The 18,024-nt window shown below is 60.3% G+C and carries 19 protein-coding genes and 1 pseudogene; 8 read left to right on the top strand and 12 right to left on the bottom strand.

Annotated elements, in window-relative coordinates; all coding sequences use genetic code 11:
- Genes tcuB through ACXAG8_RS11115 form a run of 3 tightly spaced genes read right to left on the bottom strand, consistent with a single transcriptional unit; the run spans window position 1 to window position 3,145 of the window.
- Window positions 1–1,068, bottom strand: coding sequence for a tricarballylate utilization 4Fe-4S protein TcuB (gene tcuB, locus ACXAG8_RS11125; protein WP_475224238.1), 1,068 nt, complete (start codon window positions 1,066–1,068; stop codon window positions 1–3).
- Window positions 1,058–2,452, bottom strand: coding sequence for an FAD-dependent tricarballylate dehydrogenase TcuA (gene tcuA / locus ACXAG8_RS11120; RefSeq protein ID WP_475224234.1), 1,395 nt, complete (start codon window positions 2,450–2,452; stop codon window positions 1,058–1,060). Before tcuA ends, tcuB begins: the two co-directional genes overlap by 11 nt.
- A gap of 12 nt (window positions 2,453–2,464) precedes the next feature.
- Window positions 2,465–3,145, bottom strand: a complete 681-nt coding sequence (locus tag ACXAG8_RS11115; RefSeq protein ID WP_475224230.1) for a GntR family transcriptional regulator — start codon at window positions 3,143–3,145, stop codon at window positions 2,465–2,467.
- A gap of 108 nt (window positions 3,146–3,253) precedes the next feature.
- Here ACXAG8_RS11115 and ACXAG8_RS11110 point away from each other — a divergent pair, with 108 nt between their 5' ends.
- Window positions 3,254–4,288, top strand: coding sequence for an AbrB family transcriptional regulator (locus ACXAG8_RS11110; RefSeq protein ID WP_475224228.1), 1,035 nt, complete (start codon window positions 3,254–3,256; stop codon window positions 4,286–4,288).
- Here the strand turns inward: ACXAG8_RS11110 and ACXAG8_RS11105 are convergent.
- The 5 genes from ACXAG8_RS11105 to ACXAG8_RS11085 all read right to left on the bottom strand — a co-directional run bounded on the left by ACXAG8_RS11105 (window position 4,260) and on the right by ACXAG8_RS11085 (window position 9,866).
- Window positions 4,260–5,237, bottom strand: a complete 978-nt coding sequence (locus tag ACXAG8_RS11105) for a D-2-hydroxyacid dehydrogenase family protein (RefSeq protein ID WP_475224225.1) — start codon at window positions 5,235–5,237, stop codon at window positions 4,260–4,262. The two genes, ACXAG8_RS11110 and ACXAG8_RS11105, sit on opposite strands and share 29 nt — an antisense overlap.
- Complete coding sequence (locus tag ACXAG8_RS11100; protein ID WP_475224221.1) at window positions 5,234–5,470, bottom strand: hypothetical protein; 237 nt, start codon at window positions 5,468–5,470, stop codon at window positions 5,234–5,236. Before ACXAG8_RS11100 ends, ACXAG8_RS11105 begins: the two co-directional genes overlap by 4 nt.
- A gap of 51 nt (window positions 5,471–5,521) precedes the next feature.
- Window positions 5,522–6,610 (bottom strand): 4-oxalomesaconate tautomerase, encoded by a 1,089-nt coding sequence (locus tag ACXAG8_RS11095; protein ID WP_475224216.1) that lies wholly within the window; start codon window positions 6,608–6,610, stop codon window positions 5,522–5,524.
- Between the two features lie 58 nt (window positions 6,611–6,668).
- A complete protein-coding gene (locus ACXAG8_RS11090; protein ID WP_475224214.1) occupies window positions 6,669–8,699 on the bottom strand; it encodes a tripartite tricarboxylate transporter permease in 2,031 nt (676 codons plus the stop codon).
- A gap of 78 nt (window positions 8,700–8,777) precedes the next feature.
- The gene (locus tag ACXAG8_RS11085; protein ID WP_475224212.1) at window positions 8,778–9,866 is read right to left on the bottom strand and encodes a tricarboxylate transporter; all 1,089 of its coding nucleotides are present in this window, start codon (window positions 9,864–9,866) and stop codon (window positions 8,778–8,780) included.
- Window positions 9,867–10,005: 139 nt separating this feature from the next.
- Between ACXAG8_RS11085 and ACXAG8_RS11080 the strand changes: the two genes are divergently transcribed.
- A complete protein-coding gene (locus tag ACXAG8_RS11080; RefSeq protein ID WP_475224207.1) occupies window positions 10,006–10,674 on the top strand; it encodes a response regulator transcription factor in 669 nt (222 codons plus the stop codon).
- A gap of 26 nt (window positions 10,675–10,700) precedes the next feature.
- On the top strand, window positions 10,701–12,056 hold the full coding sequence (locus ACXAG8_RS11075; RefSeq protein ID WP_475224204.1) for a sensor histidine kinase: 1,356 nt from the start codon (window positions 10,701–10,703) through the stop codon (window positions 12,054–12,056).
- Window positions 12,057–12,102: 46 nt separating this feature from the next.
- Here the strand turns inward: ACXAG8_RS11075 and ACXAG8_RS11070 are convergent, their stop codons facing one another.
- From ACXAG8_RS11070 to ACXAG8_RS11060, 3 genes are all read right to left on the bottom strand, one after another.
- Window positions 12,103–12,354 (bottom strand): DUF6525 family protein, encoded by a 252-nt coding sequence (locus ACXAG8_RS11070; RefSeq protein ID WP_475224201.1) that lies wholly within the window; start codon window positions 12,352–12,354, stop codon window positions 12,103–12,105.
- A 99-nt stretch (window positions 12,355–12,453) separates the two neighbouring features.
- Complete coding sequence (locus ACXAG8_RS11065) at window positions 12,454–13,563, bottom strand: CobW family GTP-binding protein (protein WP_475224196.1); 1,110 nt, start codon at window positions 13,561–13,563, stop codon at window positions 12,454–12,456.
- Window positions 13,564–13,626: 63 nt separating this feature from the next.
- On the bottom strand, window positions 13,627–14,877 hold the full coding sequence (locus ACXAG8_RS11060) for a zinc ABC transporter substrate-binding protein (protein WP_475224191.1): 1,251 nt from the start codon (window positions 14,875–14,877) through the stop codon (window positions 13,627–13,629).
- A 56-nt stretch (window positions 14,878–14,933) separates the two neighbouring features.
- Between ACXAG8_RS11060 and ACXAG8_RS11055 the strand changes: the two genes are divergently transcribed.
- The 3 genes from ACXAG8_RS11055 to ACXAG8_RS11045 are packed head-to-tail and all read left to right on the top strand — an operon-like array spanning window position 14,934 to window position 16,986.
- Window positions 14,934–15,446, top strand: coding sequence for a transcriptional repressor (locus tag ACXAG8_RS11055; protein ID WP_475224189.1), 513 nt, complete (start codon window positions 14,934–14,936; stop codon window positions 15,444–15,446).
- A 2-nt stretch (window positions 15,447–15,448) separates the two neighbouring features.
- A complete protein-coding gene (locus ACXAG8_RS11050) occupies window positions 15,449–16,189 on the top strand; it encodes a metal ABC transporter ATP-binding protein (protein WP_475224187.1) in 741 nt (246 codons plus the stop codon).
- Window positions 16,189–16,986 carry an iron chelate uptake ABC transporter family permease subunit gene (locus ACXAG8_RS11045; protein WP_475224185.1) on the top strand — a complete coding sequence of 266 codons (798 nt, stop codon included), beginning with the start codon at window positions 16,189–16,191 and terminating at the stop codon, window positions 16,984–16,986. Before ACXAG8_RS11050 ends, ACXAG8_RS11045 begins: the two co-directional genes overlap by 1 nt.
- A gap of 104 nt (window positions 16,987–17,090) precedes the next feature.
- Here the strand turns inward: ACXAG8_RS11045 and ACXAG8_RS11040 are convergent.
- Window positions 17,091–17,186, bottom strand: a pseudogene (locus ACXAG8_RS11040) (integrase core domain-containing protein); the annotation flags it as partial.
- A gap of 127 nt (window positions 17,187–17,313) precedes the next feature.
- On the opposite strand from ACXAG8_RS11040, the gene ACXAG8_RS11035 reads away from it, so the two are divergent.
- Together ACXAG8_RS11035 and ACXAG8_RS11030 are read left to right on the top strand one after the other, a co-directional pair.
- Entirely contained in the window at window positions 17,314–17,652 is a 339-nt protein-coding gene (locus tag ACXAG8_RS11035) for a response regulator (RefSeq protein WP_475224182.1), read from the top strand.
- Window positions 17,653–17,751: 99 nt separating this feature from the next.
- Entirely contained in the window at window positions 17,752–17,940 is a 189-nt protein-coding gene (locus ACXAG8_RS11030; RefSeq protein ID WP_475224180.1) for a helix-turn-helix domain-containing protein, read from the top strand.
- The last annotated feature ends 84 nt before the right edge of the window (window positions 17,941–18,024 follow it).

Raw genomic sequence — 18,024 nt, 5'->3', positions numbered from 1 at the left:
CTAGGCGCGACGTTTCCTTTGCGCATCCCGGATCAATGCGGCAAGCCGATAGAACCCGTGGGCCATCTTGGTATAGGGCGTCAGCACGAAAAAGGTCAGGACCGATCCAAGGTGGACGGCCAGCAGCGCGGGCATCAGGGTCGTAGAGCCAAAGGCATAAAGAACCAGGCCACTGAGCCCCACAAATCCAAGCAGCAGGACAAAGCCGATATCGCCGCCCCATGCCGACGGGTCACCTAGGTCGCGGTCGGATTTTTGCTTGAGCATTACCATCCCACCACACCCCACGGTCAGCAGGATACCCCCGTAAACCCCAAGCAGCTTGGGCAAGGACCAGAACCCATAGGGCGCGTGCAGTCCAAAGACATAGTGCATTATGGTCGCCACCGAGGTTGACGCAAAACACAGCAAAAAGCCGTACATGATGGCCTGGTGAATATGCCGGCGCGCCTGGCTGAACCGGTCTTCATCCTCGAAATTGCAGCCCTCGCCATGGCCTGCGGCCAGATCCTGCATCCGGCCGGCGCGTTTGAACGCAGCCGTCACATCCGCCACTTGGATCGGCTTGCCGCCAACCTCGGCCCAGTATCGCCTAAGGCTGAAGGCTATGCTGAGCAGTGGCAGCAGGAACGCGGGCGCAAAGATCGCGACCATCGCATTATGGGACAGGACGGCATAGAACCCCTCGCCCCCGCTGGAACCGATGGCGCGAATGGCCCAGAACAACAGGGCAAAGCCAGCCACAAGCGCCAGGGCAATGGCCCCGCCATGGGTGTGAAACCGGCGCGCCAGCGGTTGCGGCCAGGCGAAGCTTTCCCAGCTGTCACGTCGCACTTCGGCCAGCGCCTTGGGCAGATTCAGGTCAAACTCATGCGGGGCGGTATACTGGCAGGCATAGTAACATCCCCGACAGTTGTGGCAGAGGTTGGCCAGCTGCGTTATGTCCCCATCCGAAAACGCGCGTTCGGCGTGCAGGGACGGAAAGACCGAGCAATAGCCCTCGCAGTACCGGCAGGCGTTGCAGATCTCGGCCTGGCGGCGGGCTTCTTGAATAAGATCAGTTTGCATAAGCGGCGGCCTCACGTCCTGCGATACGTCCAAAAACGGTTCCAATGGTCATGCCGAACCCGGCCAGATACCCCTGCCCCAGGATCGAACCGGCCATTGTCTCGCCAGCCGCCCATAGGTTCTTGATCTTGCCGGTTGGGGTCGAACACTGGGCCCTGTCGTCAACCTTTAGCCCCAGATAGGTAAAGGTCACGCCGGTGCGCAGCGAATAGCCATAGAATGGCGGTTCGGTGATTGGGCGGGCCCAGTTGGTCTTGGGCGGGGTCAGACCCGAGGTCGCCACCCCGTCCAACTCGGTCGGATGAAAGGCGTCGGTGTCGCCACAGGCGGCATTGAATTCGGCCACCGTCGCATTCAGCCTGTCCGCAGGCAGACCCATCAACGCCGCCAGATCGTCCAGCGTGTCGGCCTTCAGCGGGGGGAATACCGACGGCATAAACAGGTTCAGCGATTTGGCGTCGATGATGACATAACCCACCTGATCGGGTTGTGCCGCGACCAGACGCCCCCAGATCGCATAGCGCTTGGGCCAGACATCTTCGCCCTCGTCATAAAAGCGCTCGGCGTCCTTGTTCACGACAATCGAAAACGGCACGCAGTCCAGCCGTGTGACGATACCGCCGTCGAACTTGGGCGCGCGCCCGTCAATGGCGACGGCGTGGCACTGGGTCGGGTCGCCGACGCTGTCCACGCCCTGATCCAGCAGATCGGCCAGCACCACGCCCCGGTTATAGGGCGTGCCCCGGATCAGAAAGTTCTTTGCAGGCTCTCCCCAGGCACGGGTCAGCCAATCGGTATCGGCCTGAAACCCGCCCGAGGCGACAATGACCGCTTTGGGCGTGATCCGGTGGGATTGCCCCTGATGGGTGTAATCCACCCATTCGATCCGATCCCCGGTCAGTTCCAGATGCGTGACGGCGGCCTCGTACAGCACCTCGACACCCAATCCGGCTGCTGTCCGGTAATAGGCATTCACCAGAGATTTGCCGCCCCCCATGAAGAACGCGTTGGTCCGCGCCAGCGACAATGTCCCGGACAGCGACGGTTGGAATCGCACGCCGTGCGCCTCCATCCACGGCAGACATTCCTCTGACTTGCGGATGGCCAGACGGGCCAAATGCTCGTCGGTTTTGCCACCCGTAACCTTCAGCAGATCAGACAGGTATTCGTCTTCGCTGTATTCCTCGACCAATGGGCCCAGAGGGGATTTGTGCATGCAGCGAAAGTTGCGGGTATGGCGAGAGTTTCCGCCGCGATAAGGTTTGGGGGCCGTTTCCAGGATCAGAACGCGGGCACCTGCCTCGGCTGCGGTCATCGCAGCACAGAGCGCGGCGTTGCCGCCGCCAATCACGGCTATATCGTAAGCTTCCATTTGGGTGGCCATGTCCTGTCTCGTTTAGGGGGTATCGTCGGTCGTGCGGTCGCGTTCCTGCAACGCGCGGATGCGCATGCGCTGCGCGGCCCGGATATGCGCGCGCATCTCGGTCTCGGCCGCGTCACCATCACGGTCCTTCAGGGCGACCATGATGCGCCGATGTTCGGCCACTGCGGCCTCGGCCCGGCTGCCATCCAACAACTGCGATGGCCCGATGATCAACAGCGCCTTTTGCAGGGAAACCATGGATTTGGCCAGGAACCTGTTCTTGGCGGCATCCAGCAGCGTGGCATGGAAAACCCGGTTGATCTTTGCCGCCTCGGGGGTGGTGCCGGCCTCGGCCAAACGGTCATTCAGGATGTCCAGCTCATCAAGCTCGACATCCGAGGCCGCCCGCGCCGCCAGGCGGGCCGCAGTGCCCTCAAGCACTGCGCGCATCTCATAAAGCTCCATCACCTCGGCGTAATCCAGGCTGCGGACCGTCGCCCCCTGGCGAGGCACATGCGTGACCAGCCCGTCAGCCTCTAGCTGGCGGATCGCTTCGCGCACGGGCGTGCGGCTGACGCCCAGCCGTTCCGACAGTTCGATCTCGCGCAACCGATCGCCAGGCAAAAGCGAGCCGTCGCGAATTTCATCCAGCAGACGCTGATACGCTGAATTGCCCTGCGGTCCGGGCTGAATTGGGTCGTCCTGAATTGTCATCACGGGTTCTCTTGCCTTCTTGCGTCCACTTGTATACATTTGGATACATAGCAAGTCAACACGGATGGACATCCCCCTTTGCCCCCCACTGAACCCCGCGCCGACGCATTGAAGAAACGATCGCTGACCTTGGCCCTGGCGGGGCTGGGAACGGCTGTTTTCTGGGCACTGAACCTGCCCCTGCCCTTTCTGTTCGGACCGATGAGCGCCTGCCTGGTCGCGGCGCTGGCTCATGCCCCGATCAAGGGGTTCGGGCAGGTTTCAGTCGCGGCCAGAACGATTCTGGGCGTGGCCGTCGGCGCATCGATCACACCGGACCTGTTTGCCGAACTGCCGAAAATGGCCGCTTCGGTCATGCTTGTTCCGGTCTTCATCCTTGTAATCGCCCTTGTGGGCGTGCCGTTCTTCCGCAAGGTCTGGGGCTTTGACGACAAAACCGCGTTTTACGCGGCAATGCCGGGCGGCCTGCAGGACATGATCATCTTTGGCACCGAGGCCGGGGCGAACCCCCGCACCCTGTCGTTGGTGCACGGCACACGCGTCTTGATCATCGTCACGCTCGCCCCGTTGTTTCTGACGCTGTTTTACGGGGCCGAGCTGACCAACCCGATTGGGCAGCCCGCCCGTGATCTGCCTGTATCAGAGCTTTTGATCATGGTTCTGGTGGCGTTGATCGGGTGGAAAGGCGGCGAACGGGTTGGACTGTTCGGGGCGTCCATCCTGGGGCCCATGATCCTGACGGCGGCCTTGTCACTGGCAGGTATCATACACGCACGCCCCCCGCGCGAAGCGATCCTGGCGGCGCAGTTTTTCATCGGGTGCGGGATCGGCGTGCAATTCGTCGGCGTCACATGGGGTGAGCTGCGCCGGGTTGTTTCGGCCGGAATTGGCTATGTCGTCGTTTTGGCCATTCTGGCGGCAGGGTTCACCGCGATTGTAACCACATTGGGGCTGGGCCACCCTGTCGAGGCATTCCTTGCATTTGCACCCGGAGGCCAGGCCGAAATGACGGTTCTGGCCATCGTTTCCGGCGCGGATCTGGGGTTTGTGATCACTCACCATCTTACAAGGATCGTGTTGGTGATCATCGGAGCGCCGATTGCCGCAAAACTGATTAGGCGGTGGTCCAGACCTCGGGGTTGATCATGTGGATCGGGTCACCATCGGCATAGGCGTTGATCTGGTCGAAGATATCCGCGAATTGCAGGTCGAATTCATCCTCGGTCACGAAACCGATATGGGGTGTCGCGATCAGGTTGGGATGCGACAATAACGGGTCCGCAGGGTCAGTCAGCGGTTCGGTGTCAAAGACATCAATCGCGGCCTTGCCGGGGCGGCCTTTTTCAAGCGCATCCAGCAACGCCCCAGCTTCGATCAGCCCGGCCCTGGATGTGTTCACGAACAACGCCCCGGGCTGCATCGCCGCAAGGTCTGCGGGCGTGATGATCCCTCGGGTATCCGGCTTCAACCGCACATGAACCGACACGACATCGCTGTCCGAAAAGAACCTGGCGCGATCAGGCGCGACCTTGGCGCCGTCAGCGGCAGCGCGCGCGCGCCCTTCTTCCGATGACCACCAGACGACTTTCATGCCGAAAGCCTCGGCATAACCGGCAACGGCGCGGGCAATGCGCCCGTACCCATAAAGGCCCAGGCGCCGCCCGCGCAATGTCTTGCCGACCCCGGATTGCCACTGTCCCGCCTTGGCCGAGGCCATCTGCGTCGGAAGGTCCCGCATCCCGGCCATGATCAGCGCCCAGGTCAGTTCAGCCGCAGCATAGGACGGGGTACCGCCGTGCATGTTGGAACACAGCAATACGTTGGCGTCGGAACAGGCTGCAACGTCAACATGCGGATAGACACTGCGTTGGCTGATCAGCTTCAGATTGGGCAGCCTTTCAAGCAAAGCACGGGTGATCTTGGTACGTTCCCGAAACAGGACCAAAGCCTCGGCGTCCTGCAGTCGTGCGGCCAGTGTTTCGATGTCTTCGACGTGATCTGTCCAGACCGTCACCTCGTGACCTGCGAGTTTGCCAAAGCAAGGCAGGCCGCTGAGCGTGTCGAACCAGTCATCCAGAATGTGAACCTTCATCGGCTTTCAATACCCTGATCCTGTGCGGGTTGCCGTGGTGTCGGAATAAAATTTGGAAAATTAAGCGCCGCCAACGCGGTTCGGACGCGTTCGCTTTGATCCAGAAGATGATTGAACTGCGCGTCACACCCCGCAATCGGCGTCGGATATTCCGACATACTGCGCCTCAGTTCCGCCTGCGCCAGCTTCAGCTCCTGTCGCGCAATGTCCAGGCACTCCAAATAGTTGGTCATGGTGACACCCCACTAATGTATACCATAGCATACCATTTAGGATCGCCGCGTTCAACTCCCGTCCCAAACGTTTTTCGGCACAAATACGTGACCATTGGCCAGCATGCGCGCCGTTCGGACCAGACCAGCCGACCGCAGCGTGAACCCGTCGGCGCTGGAGAAATCGACCAGGACGTCGATCGTGCCCGATGCGTGTTCAAGAACCACCTCGGCGGGGCTTGCCCCATCCCGCTCCAACAGGCCGTCCGCGACGGTTCCCGGCGTCAACGCGCATGAGGCCAGGCATTGCGCCCCGGTGACAGCCATCGTCGGGTGTGTTTTCCAGGGCATGAAGTACCTAACGGCAATCGTTCCGCCGTCACGGGCCGCTGCCACCAGCCCGAATTTCGGCGTGACCGATTTCGAAACGTCGCCCATCCCCATCAGCTGCCCGGCTTCGATACGAATGGCCTCCATCCGGTCAAAGAATGCGCGGTTTTCGTCCAACTCCTGCGCGCTTTCATATCCGGTAAGCCCGAAATCCGTGGCCCGGGCAATGACCATTGGCATGGCGACGTCCATGCATGTCACCTCGACCCCCTGCACGGTGTCTCTGAGGTTTCCGGTGGGCAGAAACGCACCGGTCGACGATCCGACGACACCCATAAAGCTGAGCTGCACTGGGGCGGCCTGCCCCGGAACGCCCGCAATCGCAACATCCCCGTCATAGGTCAGCTGACCGCCCGGCGTTTGCACCTTGGCGACGACCTGTGCGCCCGTATTGACGGCCCTGATGCGGATTTCGGTCTCGTCCCCTGTCGGTGTGACCAGCCCCATTTCAATGGCTGCCGGGCCGACACCGGACAGGATGTTGCCACAGGTTGGTTTGAAGTCGACCAACCGTTCCTCGACCGACACCTGGGCAAAGAAATAGTCGATCTCGGCCCAGTCATCATCGCTGGGCGACAGCATCGCAACCTTGGTCGTCACCGCGGCACCCCCACCGATGCCATCAATATTCAGCGGATGTCCCGCCCCCACCGCGGCAATCAGAACCTCGGCCAGGGTCTCTTGATCCTGGGGCAAATCGGACCTGAGGAAATACGGCCCGCGCGATGTGCCGCCACGCATGAAAACAAAGGGAACCGCAGATTGGGTCATGATGCGTCCTTCTTTTTGGCGAGGGCTGGACATGCCAGCCCTCGGGTCAATGCACCGCTCATTTCAGCGGCCAGGGCAGGTCAACCATTCCCTGCAACAGGCCCGGCGGGAAGTCGCGGTTCAAAGCCCCGGCCATGATGCACATGAAACCGATGCCGCAGGCCGTCAGGATCAGCGTCATCGCCCAGCTGGAACCGGCCCGGATGCGGAAGAACGCAACCAGAAAGCCGACCAGCGCCAGGATAAAGCCAACGACCCAGGTGGCCGCGATAAGACCCGCGAACCACGCCAGCGTAGACCACAGACCATGCGGCGCATTGGCGTCTTCACCGGCGATTTCCTTGTCGGCAAAGATGGCGTCGCCTTCCGGGCGCCGCATCATCTGGATCAGCAGCACAACACAGCAGAACAGCGCGACGCAACCGACCACCAGCGGGATGATCTTGTCGGTCATGTTGTAATCCGGGATCATGTTGGCATTGACCAGCGCAACGATCAGATAGGCCACGATCACCAGCAAAAAGACCAGCGGCGCGCGTTTGCTGCCGGACTGCACTTCGCCTTCGGCCATGATCATCTTGGCCTGACGTATGCCCAGAATGACCGATGCAACCGTAATGACGATCAGCACGATCACGATCGGGCTGAAGACATATTCCATGCCCTCACCAAAGCTTTTGCGGAACCGGAAGGATGCAATCTGAAACGCCTGGTTGGTGAACTTTTCAACCGGGTTGGACAGAACAAAGCCGATCAGGAAGGCCGGGCGCGACCAGTCGAACCGGCGCAGGAAAATGCCGATAAGGCCGATTGCGAACAGCGCCAGAAGGTCTTCGAAATTCTGGCCGGACTGAAAGGCCGCAAAGCTAATCAGCATGAACAGGAACGGCGCAAGATAGGTGAAGCGGATCGTGGTCAGCTTGGCAATCCCGCCCGAGGCCGCGATGCACAGAATGGTGCCAACGACATTGGCCAGCGCCAGCAGCCAGACAATCGAATAGGTGATGTCCAGATTGTCTTTCAGCATGCTCGGGCCAACCTCGATATCGCCCGAACCCAGCAGGGCAACCGCGCCGATAAAGATCGCCATCGACCCCGAACCGGGGATACCAAACAGCAGGGTCGGCACCAGTCCGCCACCCTCTTTCGCGTTGTTCGAGCTTTCCGGGCCGATGACGCCGCGAACCTCGCCCTTGCCGAAATTGCTTTTGTCCTTGGTCGTCTGCACCGAATGGCCATAAGCGATCCAATCGACGACCGAGCCGCCAAGACCGGGAATGACGCCCACGACCACACCGATGATCGAACAGCGCACCGACAGCCAGATATTGGCCGCCCAGTCCCTGACCCCGTCCAGCCACCCGGCCCCCAACGAGGCCCCCTGGGCAATAGACCGATCCTGACGCAGCAGGGAGACAATCTCGGGAACGGCAAAAATGCCCAGTCCCACAATGACCAGCTTCAGGCCATCCGTCAGGTAGGGAATGTCATAGGTCGCCATACGCAGGGACCCGCCGGCATCCGCTTCGCCGATGGTGCCGATCATCAGACCCAGCCCGGCGGCAGCAACGCCTTTCAGGGGAATACGACCGGCCAGGATCGCCACCATCGACAAGCCCAGAATGGTGATCATCAGCATTTCAGGCAGGCCAAAGGCCAGAACGATCGGACGCGCGACCAGAATGAACATGGTCAGGAAGGTCGCCCCCACCAAACCGCCAAACAAAGATGAGGCAAAGGCCGCAGACAGGGCCCGCGCCGCCTCGCCTTTCTTGGCCATCGGAAAACCGTCAAGGACGGTAGCCTGTGACGCCGAACTGCCGGGAATACCCATAAGAACCGAGGCAAACGTGTCTGATGTCGGAACAACTGCAACCATCCCGATCATCAGTGCCAACCCCAGGATCGGGTCCATTCCAAACATGAACGGCAGCAGCAGGGACAGACCGGCAATGCCGCCAAGCCCCGGAAAGACGCCCACGGCCAACCCCATGACAACGCCGAGCACGAGATAACCCAAAACGATGGGTTGCAGGATCAGGCCCCACGCGTCGCCGAGCGCGGGCAAAGCTGTGGCGAAAACGTCCATAACGGCCGCCTTTCATTCTGTTTGGAAAAGAGAAAAACGCGTGCCCGGCAATCCGGGCACGCGCCGTGAGTGGCCAGCTTAGTTCAGCTCGACGCCATAGGCTTCTTTGAGCCAGTTCAACACATATTCCTTGGCACTGTCGTCAACGTTGGTCGCGGTCTGCAGCGCCGCCTTGGACCCGTCGCCAACGAAGACAGGGTATTTGCCGACGCGCTTGGACGAGATCTCGGCAAAGTCCGCACGCTCGGTCACGGCCTGGAATGCCTCAGTATAGGCGTCAACGATTTCCTGAGGCGTATCGCCCGGCACAAAGGCCAGTTTCTGAACCGGGAACCCGGCGACAAAGAAGGCTTTCCACGCGTCCCAGGCCGGTCCGCTGGTTTCACAGCCATCGGTGGCTTCGCACACTTCCTTGAAGGTCGGGATATCAGGGAACGTCGGGTCGCGAACAATGTTGCCATCCGCATCCAGCGCGCCCCAGGTCATCATCGGCACGGCCTGACCGGCCTCGACCAACGGGGCCGAACCGCCAAGATAGCCTGACGACGTCTGGTAGTCGATATTGGCTTCGCCACGCTCGAACATCAAACGACCGTCACCGCGACCCTTGATGCCAAAAACGGGCTCGACGTTCATGCCCAGCATTTGCCACGCCAGCAGCGGCACCAGGTCGAGGCGTGTTGCGCCCTGCGACCCGTAGATAAAGTTGGTATCCTTAAGCGCATTCGCAGAACCGTCGAATTTGGCGCCGTCTTCCGCGTTCAGATAGGCAACACCGCCCGTTCCCGACGCCATGACGGGGATCCAGTCATTGTATTCGTAACGCACGCGCGGATCGCTCAGCAGATAGGGAAACTGTGTCGATCCCGAAGTGCCGAACAGCAACGTACCATCGTCGTGCTTTTGCTCCTGGAACCAGTTCGCGCCTTTGGTCGAGCCTGCGCCCGGCATGAATTTCACGACGACGGTCGGCTGACCGGGCAGCGCTTCGGACAGAAGCGGCGCAAAGAAGTTGGCCCATTTGGCCGAACCACCCGTTTCCGAGAACGGGATGACCCACTCGATTGTCTTGCCCGAGAAATCAACCTCGGCAGCGGCGGGGGCGGCGATACCGGCGGCGGCGATCAGCCCCACGACGGCGCGACGGGTGAAGTTGGAAATGGTCATTGGTTCCTCCCTGTTGACCAGACAACCACGAAGGTGCCAGTCGCACCACCGTGGTCGCAAATAGAACTGTGGGGTTGATTCCCCTTCCCATCTGAAGAACATGAAAGGTCAACCTTGCGCGAAACTTGCAGGAGACCCGATGCGGATCGTCATTGTCGAAGATAATGAGCCTCTTGCCAATGCAATAGCCTATCGCCTGCGAGATCGCGGTCACGCGGCCGATGTTCTGTCCGATGGCGATGCGGCTGATCTGTACCTGGAACAGGAAGGTGCCGACCTTGTGGTTCTGGACATCAACCTGCCCGGTCGGTCAGGGCTGGAGATCCTGAAATCGCTGCGCAATCGCGGCGATGGCGTGCCGGTAATCCTGTTGACGGCCCGCACGGACACAAAAGACCGGGTATCGGGTCTGGACATGGGCGCGGATGACTACCTGATCAAACCGTTCGAAATGGACGAGCTGGAAGCCCGCATCAGGGCCCTTTCGCGGCGCAAGCAGCTGGATTACGGCACGCGGGAAACCATCGGCAAACTGGAGTTCGACCGCGGCGCGCGGCAGGTGACGGTCGATGGCGACATTCTTGACGTCCCGCGCCGGGAAATGGCGGTACTGGAATGCCTTCTGGAACGCCGCGGCAGGATTGTCCCCAAGGGCCAGCTGACCGACTATGTCTATGGTGTTGGAACCGATGTCGAAGACACCGCCGTCGAACCGCATGTCTCACGGTTGCGCAAACGGCTTGCAAACCTGGGCATCAAGATCAAGACGGCCCGAGGGTTGGGATACCTGCTTGAGGTCGAGAAATGATCAGGCATGGCTCGCTCAGGTTAAGGTTGTTCATCCTTATTCTGACACCGCTGGTCCTGCTTGCGGTCATACTTGGGTATTGGCGCTTTTCGGTGGCCCAGAAAACCGCGCAAGAGCTGTTTGACGACAGTTTGCTGGCTGCGGGCCTTGCAATCGCGCGCGATGTCGCGGTTTCCGACGGGGATGCGCTGCTGCCATCGACTCGCAACATCATCCGCGAGGCATCAGGGGGCGAGGTTTTTTATCACGTCACTGGCCCCGGCGGCATTTACGTGACCGGATACGCCTATCCGCCGCGAACCGCAAAACCTGACGACCAGGACCCCTATGAACCCACTTTTTTCGAGGCAATCTACCGCGACGAACCGGTGCGCGTTCTCAGCATGACCGAACGCGTGACCCAGGCCAACCTTGTGGGGGACGCAACCGTCACGGTGTGGCAACTGATTGCGGACCGAAGTGCCTTTGCGCGGGAACTGTCGATCCGCGCGGTCGTTCTTATGGGGGTCTTGCTGGCCACCCTCGCCATCGCCGTCTGGTTCGGCGTCGCGCGCGGCCTGCGCCCCCTGCTTGATTTACAAGATGCAATCGCCCTGCGGTCGCCGGATGACCTGAGCGAAATAAAACGCACCGTCCCAGGCGAGGTCCAGGGCATCGTAAAGACACTGAACCGGCTATTTGGTCAGGTGGAATACAGTATCAACGCGCATCAGGTCTTTATCTCGGAGGCCGCGCATCAATTGCGTAATCCCGCAGCCGCCGTTCAATCCATGGCCGAGGCGTTGCAGGATGCAAAAACCGACCGCGACAAGGACCAACGCATCGCGGAACTGGTGCTGGCTGCCAAAAACTCGGCAATGGTCGCCGAACAGTTGCTTTCCCTGGAACGGCTCAGGCATCCGACGCAACAGGATCAGATGGAAGACATCGATTTTCGGGCGGTCGTTGAACAGGCTTGCGCCGAAATGGGTGTGCACATCCTGGAACAGGGCATCGAATTCGATGTGGAAATGCCGGACCACCCTATCACGATATCGGGGGATGCGGTATTTTTGGGCGAGGCGATCAAGAACCTGCTGGACAATGCGCTCAAACATGGGGGCGATGTTATGGACAGGATTTCCGTTGCGCTTGGCTGTGACGAAAACGAGGTCAGGCTGAACGTCGCCGATAACGGAACCGGCCTTTCACCCGATCAAAGTACCGCGGCATTCGGTCGATTTTCGCAACTGAAACAGTCAACGGGAAGCGGTCTGGGCCTTTCGATTGTCGCCGCCGTCATGCAGCGGCACGGTGGTCAGGTGTCAATTGACAAGGCGGACCGAGGCGCCAGCCTGACGCTGGTTTTGCCCAGAAACCGCAATACATCCTGGTCCGCGTGATCCGCTGTCGCCTGCCCTCTGCCTTGGGCGGGCGCCGGGGACGTGGTCATGCACCCAGGCCCGTGTCCTTGGCCAGTTGCGCCGCTTCCAGGCGGCAAAGCTCTTGCAGGGCGCTGTCTTTGTCACCGGTCCGCGCCAACGCGTTCCGATAGGCCCGCTGGACCGAACGCGGACGCCAGGGCATCGCCGCCTGGGCGACCCAGGCGCGCAGCTCGGGCGGCAATTGGTCGAAATCGCGCATCGGGTTCTCGGCGCGGCGTCGTTTGCGCAGTTTGGTCTGGCCAAGATTGCGGGGCATCAGCCGACCTTGTTGGCATGGCGGCAAAGCAAGCCGCCCAACCCGAGGTTCGGGCCGCGTGGCGCCCATCCGCGCCGTGCCGCGCCAATGCAGACGACATCACTCATGCGTCATGAACACCTGGTCGCCTTGAATCGCGTCGGGCTGATGGGCCCGCAGCATTTCAAGGCTCTGCTTGAATCCGGGGCGGTCCAGGTCTCGGGCGATGATGACGATACGCGACCGGCGGTCATCGCCCGTCCAGTTCTTGACCGGCACCGGCGGATCAAAAATCTGTTGCACGCCATGAAAGACAAAGGGCATCTCGGTCCCTTCCAGAAACACGATACCTTTGACGCGCAGGATATCCGGCCCCTTTAGCGCAATCAGCGTGTCCAGCCACAAATCAAACGCGGCATCCTTCAACGGCGCATCCAATATGACCGACACGGAACTGATACGCGTATCATGCACCGGCACCACTGGCTTTTGCGCTTTTTCTGGCCGGGAAAGACCCGAGAGATTGTCCAGCGGGTTTGTTTGCGTCGCCCCAGCGGGCGACGTCCAGGCGATCACGTCCTTTTTGGACACTCCTGCGCGCAAACCACTGGTGTGCCACAACCCGTCTACGTCGAATTGGCCCTGTGCGGGCCGCTTTATCTCGGCGGTCGGGTTCAACCCCCGCAACCGTTGGGCAAAGCTGTCCGCCGCCTCGGCCGAGACCAGGTCTGTTTTGCTGAGCAGGATCAGGTCGGCCATGGCCACTTGTGAAACGGCTTCGAACTGGGCGTCCAGCGTTGCCGGCCCGTTGACGGCATCGACAACCGTTATCAAACCGTCCAACCGGGTCGTGCGCGCCAGGTCGGGATCGACCAGCAGCGTCTGAAGAATGGGGCCGGGATCGGCCAGGCCCGTGGTTTCAATGACGATCCTTTCGAAAGTCAGCCCACCGGACCCACGACGCTGGATCAGGTTGACCAGGGTCTCGGACAAATCCCCCCGAACGGAACAGCACAGGCATCCCGATTGCATCAGGACGATCTCGTCTTCGACCGATTCAATCAGGTCGTGGTCCAACCCGACCTCGCCAAATTCATTGACCACCACCGCGATCTGACCCGCGCCGGAAGACGACAACACAGCGTTCAAAACCGTTGTCTTTCCCGCACCCAGAAAGCCCGTCAAAACGGCCACTGGCATGCGCGGATCAGACATCTTTTCTGTGGTCACGGGGTGCTCCTGCTGGATGGTCGCCCGATTGCAGCTTGCCTGCCATCGGGCGACCGGGTCGCGTTACAGACACTCGGCCAGAGTTTGCCCGATTGACCGGATGACCTGCGGGTAAAGCTCTGGCCCGGGCTCAATACCCGATCCCAGCGGGTCAATCACGCCGGTTTGCGCATCGGTCCCACCCAGAACGGTTTCAACAATGCCCGGATTGAACTGAGGCTCTGTCAGAACGCAGTCGATACCTTCATCGGTGATCCGCCCGTGTATTTCGGCAATGCGCGCCGGGCTTGGGTCCGAGGCGTCGCCAATTGAGATTGCACCAGCCGCAGGAAAATCGAATGCATGTTCGAAATACTGATAGGCATCGTGGAACACGACAAAGCTGCCGCCGCGCACCGGTTCAAGGGTTGCAGCCACGTCCGCAGACAGTGCCACCAGTTCCTCGCGCGCGGCTGCTGCGTTGGCGAAATACGCGCTGGCATTGTCCGGGTCGGCCGCAGAAAGCTGCGCCGCGATCAGGTTCAGCCACGCGCCCGCATTTTCAGGTGAAAGCCAGGCATGGGGGTCATGTTCGCCATGGGCGTGACCCTCGTGATCGTCATGGCCTGCATGATCTTCGTGATCATGGTCGTCATGTCCGTCGTGATCGTCATGGTCATGATCGGCATGATCATCATGCTTGTGTTCCTCTCCATGCGCATCGTCATGGTCGTGATCCGCATGGTCGTCGTGATCATGGTCGTGATCTGCATGGTCGTCGTGATCATGGTCATCATGATCTGCATGGTCGCCGCGGTCATGTTCCGAGTGATCTTCGTGGTCATGGTCGTCATGATCCGCATGGTCGTCGTGGTCTTCATGATCATGGTCGTCATGACCTTCGTGGTCATGTTCCGCGTGGTCGCCGTGATCATGGTCATCGTGGCCATCTTCGTCGCCATGAACATGGGCTTCGAACAAGGCGCTTTCGCGGAAGTCCAGCAACTCGGTTTCATCCGCTTCCAGCAAGGCCGTGACAGTCGCGCCAGTCGACAGCGTTTCAATAGCGCCTTCCATCCACGGCGTCAGATCCTCGCCCAGCCAGAACACCAGATCGGCGTTCTGCAGCGCCGCGGCCTCGGACGGGCGCAAGTTGTATTCATGGGGTGACGCGCCAGCCGGAACAATCAGGTCCGGCGAACCGACACCATCCATCACACGCGCCACCAAAGAATGGACCGGCGCAATATCAACAGCGACATTAGGCACATCTGCAATGGCCGTACCGCCCAGCAACGCAGCGGTGATCGAAACGGGAAGAAGCTTTCTGGACATCGGGCCCTCTGTGTGATCTTATAACATTGCGAGCCACATACATGATATGAAATAACATGACAAGCGACATACAGCGCAATCCGACCGATGACCCAAACCTTGTTGGGTTTCACAAGCATGATCACGCCTCATGCGTCGAAGCGGGACTTGCCGTTGCCGAAGACCGGTGCCGCGATGATGGGCTGCGGCTGACCCCCGTCAGGCGCAAGGTTCTTGAGATTTTGTTACAGGAACACCGCGCACTTGGCGCCTATGCAATACTTGATCGGTTGCGGGATGCGGGGTTCGGGTCGCAGCCACCCGTGGCCTACCGGGCCCTGGATTTCCTCGTGGAAAACGGGTTCGCACACAAGATCGAGCGTTTGAACGCCTTTATCGCCTGTTCGCATCCCGGGGCCACGCATTCGCCCGCATTCATGATCTGCAGAAAATGCGACGCGGTAGCCGAAACCCGCTCGACCCCGGCAAAAGGCGCCCTGGGCGATGCCGCGCGCGCAGTGGGTTTCGAGATCGAACGAACGGTAGTAGAAGCCGAGGGAATCTGCCCCGACTGCTCCGAAAAGGCGTAGAAATGACACTTATCACCGCCGAAGACCTAAGCGTGCGCTACGGCGCGAACACCGTCTTGCGCCATGTGAACATGTCGATTGAACCCGGCGAGATCGTCACCATCGTCGGTCCGAACGGGTCGGGCAAAACCAGCCTTTTGCGCGCGATCATCGGCGCAACCAAACTTTGCGAGGGCCACGTTACCCGCAAACCGGGGCTCAAGATCGGGTATGTGCCCCAGAAACTGCATATCGACCCGACGCTGCCGATCACCGTTGAACGGTTCATGCGGCTGACTCACCGTGTGTCCCGCCCCGCGTGCAAGTCCGCGTTGGAGGCGGCCGGTGTTCCCGACCTGCTTGGTCGCCAGATGTCCCAATTGTCAGGGGGGCAGTTTCAGCGTGTTCTGTTGGCCCGCGCCCTGATCAACACACCCGATATCCTGCTTTTGGACGAAGCGACCCAGGGCCTTGACCAACGGGGGTCCGCAGCATTTTACAAACAGATCGAGACTGTGCGCCGCGAAACCGGTTGTGCCGTCCTGATGATCAGCCATGAACTGCATGTGGTCATGAGCGCATCCGACAGGGTCATATGCCTGAACGGGCATGTCTGCTGCGAAGGCTCTCCGGCCGTGGTGGCCTCTGCACCGGAATACCGCGCCCTGTTCGGAACCGGAACCGGCGGCGCGCTTGCGCTATACCGCCATGAACACGATCACGGTCACGATCATGCTGACCATTCACAGGAAGCCGCCGAATAATGCTGGATGATTTCATGACCCGGGCGACACTGGCCGGTGTGGGCGTGGCTTTTGCCGCGGCCCCGCTGGGGTGTTTCGTCGTTTGGCGCCGCATGGCCTATTTCGGTGACGCCACCGCCCATGCCGCCATTCTGGGTGTCGCGCTGTCCTTGACCTTTCAGATGTCCGTGTTCACCGGCGCACTTGCCGTTGCCCTGATCATGGCCCTGACCGTGACGCTGTTGGCCGGTCGCGGCTATGCGATGGACACGCTGCTGGGCGTTCTGGCCCATTCGGCGCTGGCTTTTGGCCTTGTTGCCGTGTCGTTCCTGTCGGGCGTGCGCATCGATCTGATGGCCTATTTATTTGGTGACATCCTGGCGGTTTCGCGCAGCGACCTGGTCGTGATCTGGGGCGGGGCCGCGCTGGTCGTTGCCCTGATAACGTGGCGCTGGTCGCAACTGCTGACGGCAACCATGAACGAGGAACTGGCCTATGCCAGCGGCTTTGACCCCAAGCGCGAGCAGTTGATCCTGACGTTGTCTCTGGCGGTTACCGTCGCCGTGGCCATCAAGGTGGTGGGTGTTCTGCTGATCGCCGCCATGTTGATCATCCCGGCAGCCGCCGCGCGCAGCCTTGCGCGCTCACCCGAATCCATGGCCCTGATTGCGGCGGCCATCGGTGCGGTGTCATCCCTGGCCGGCTTGCGCGCCGCCTATGTCTTTGACACCCCCGCTGGCCCGTCCATCGTTTGCGTCGCGGCAATCCTGTTTGCATGTTTCAGCCTTGCCGGCTGGAACGGCCAGCGCAAAACCTGATCAATAGCGACCCGGAAACCGCGGCAACACACTCAAATCGGAGCATGTCGAAAGCGGGATGGGCGGCAGGGTTGAGATTGGCGAAAACGGCATAAGCCAGCCCCCCCAAGTGATGTGGGTGGTCGCTGTGTGTTGTAATCGGCCCTCCAGCTTTCGATGATCTTTCGGGCCTCGGCGAGGCTGACACCGAAGATGTCGCCTGGTTCGTCCTCGCGCAGCTTTGTCCCCTGAGCAGCCTCAAAGCCTTACGAAATCATGAAATCGGTGTAAGCTTCGCGAAAGGCTTCTTGGTGTATAAAGTCGGATGCAGCATGCGGGAGGGGTTACATGCTGATAGCGATAGTCGAAGACAATCGAGGGCTTGCAGAGGCCATTTCTGGCGTTTTGGTTGACGAAGGCCATGGCGTCGACGTGTTCCATGATGGGTATGACGCAGACAGCTACTTGGCCACAGCAAATGTCAATCTTGTCATATTAAACCTTGGGCTGCCGGGGATGTCGGGTCTGGAGCTTTTGCAGAAAATGCGCAATCGAGGCGACAATACGCCCGTTCTGATCCTGACTGCGCGCAAAGAAGTCGAAGATACGGTTGCCGGTTTGAATGCAGGTGCCGATGACTACGTGGGCAAACCCTTTGAAATGGCAGAGCTTCTGGCCAGAATTTAAGCTCTGGTTCGTCGAGGAGAAATACCCGCCACGTCCGACACCATCGGCGAGGTCGAGTTCGAAAGAACCAGCCGTACTCTGCGGGCCTCTGGGGAACCGTTGGATATCCCGCGCAAAGAGCTGGCCGTGTTTGAGTGTCTGGTCAACAACATAGGACGGCTGGTCTCCAAGGATGCGCTGCTGAGTTTTGTTTACGGTACGGGTACAGAGACCAGCGAAGCTGCGATCGAAGTTTATGTTTCCAGGCTCCGGAAACGGCTGGAGCCACACGGTGTCCAGATTGTCTGACGTCAGCGCCCACCGGACAAATTTAGGGGTTTGAACAACGGAGGATTTCTGGTTCATCGAAGCCATTATGGAGCGAAGATGAAC

The organism is Ruegeria sp. ABD4_443 (assembly GCF_056160865.1).
Note: the sequence above shows the minus strand (reverse complement) of the source record. Positions and strands in the feature narration are given on the sequence as shown.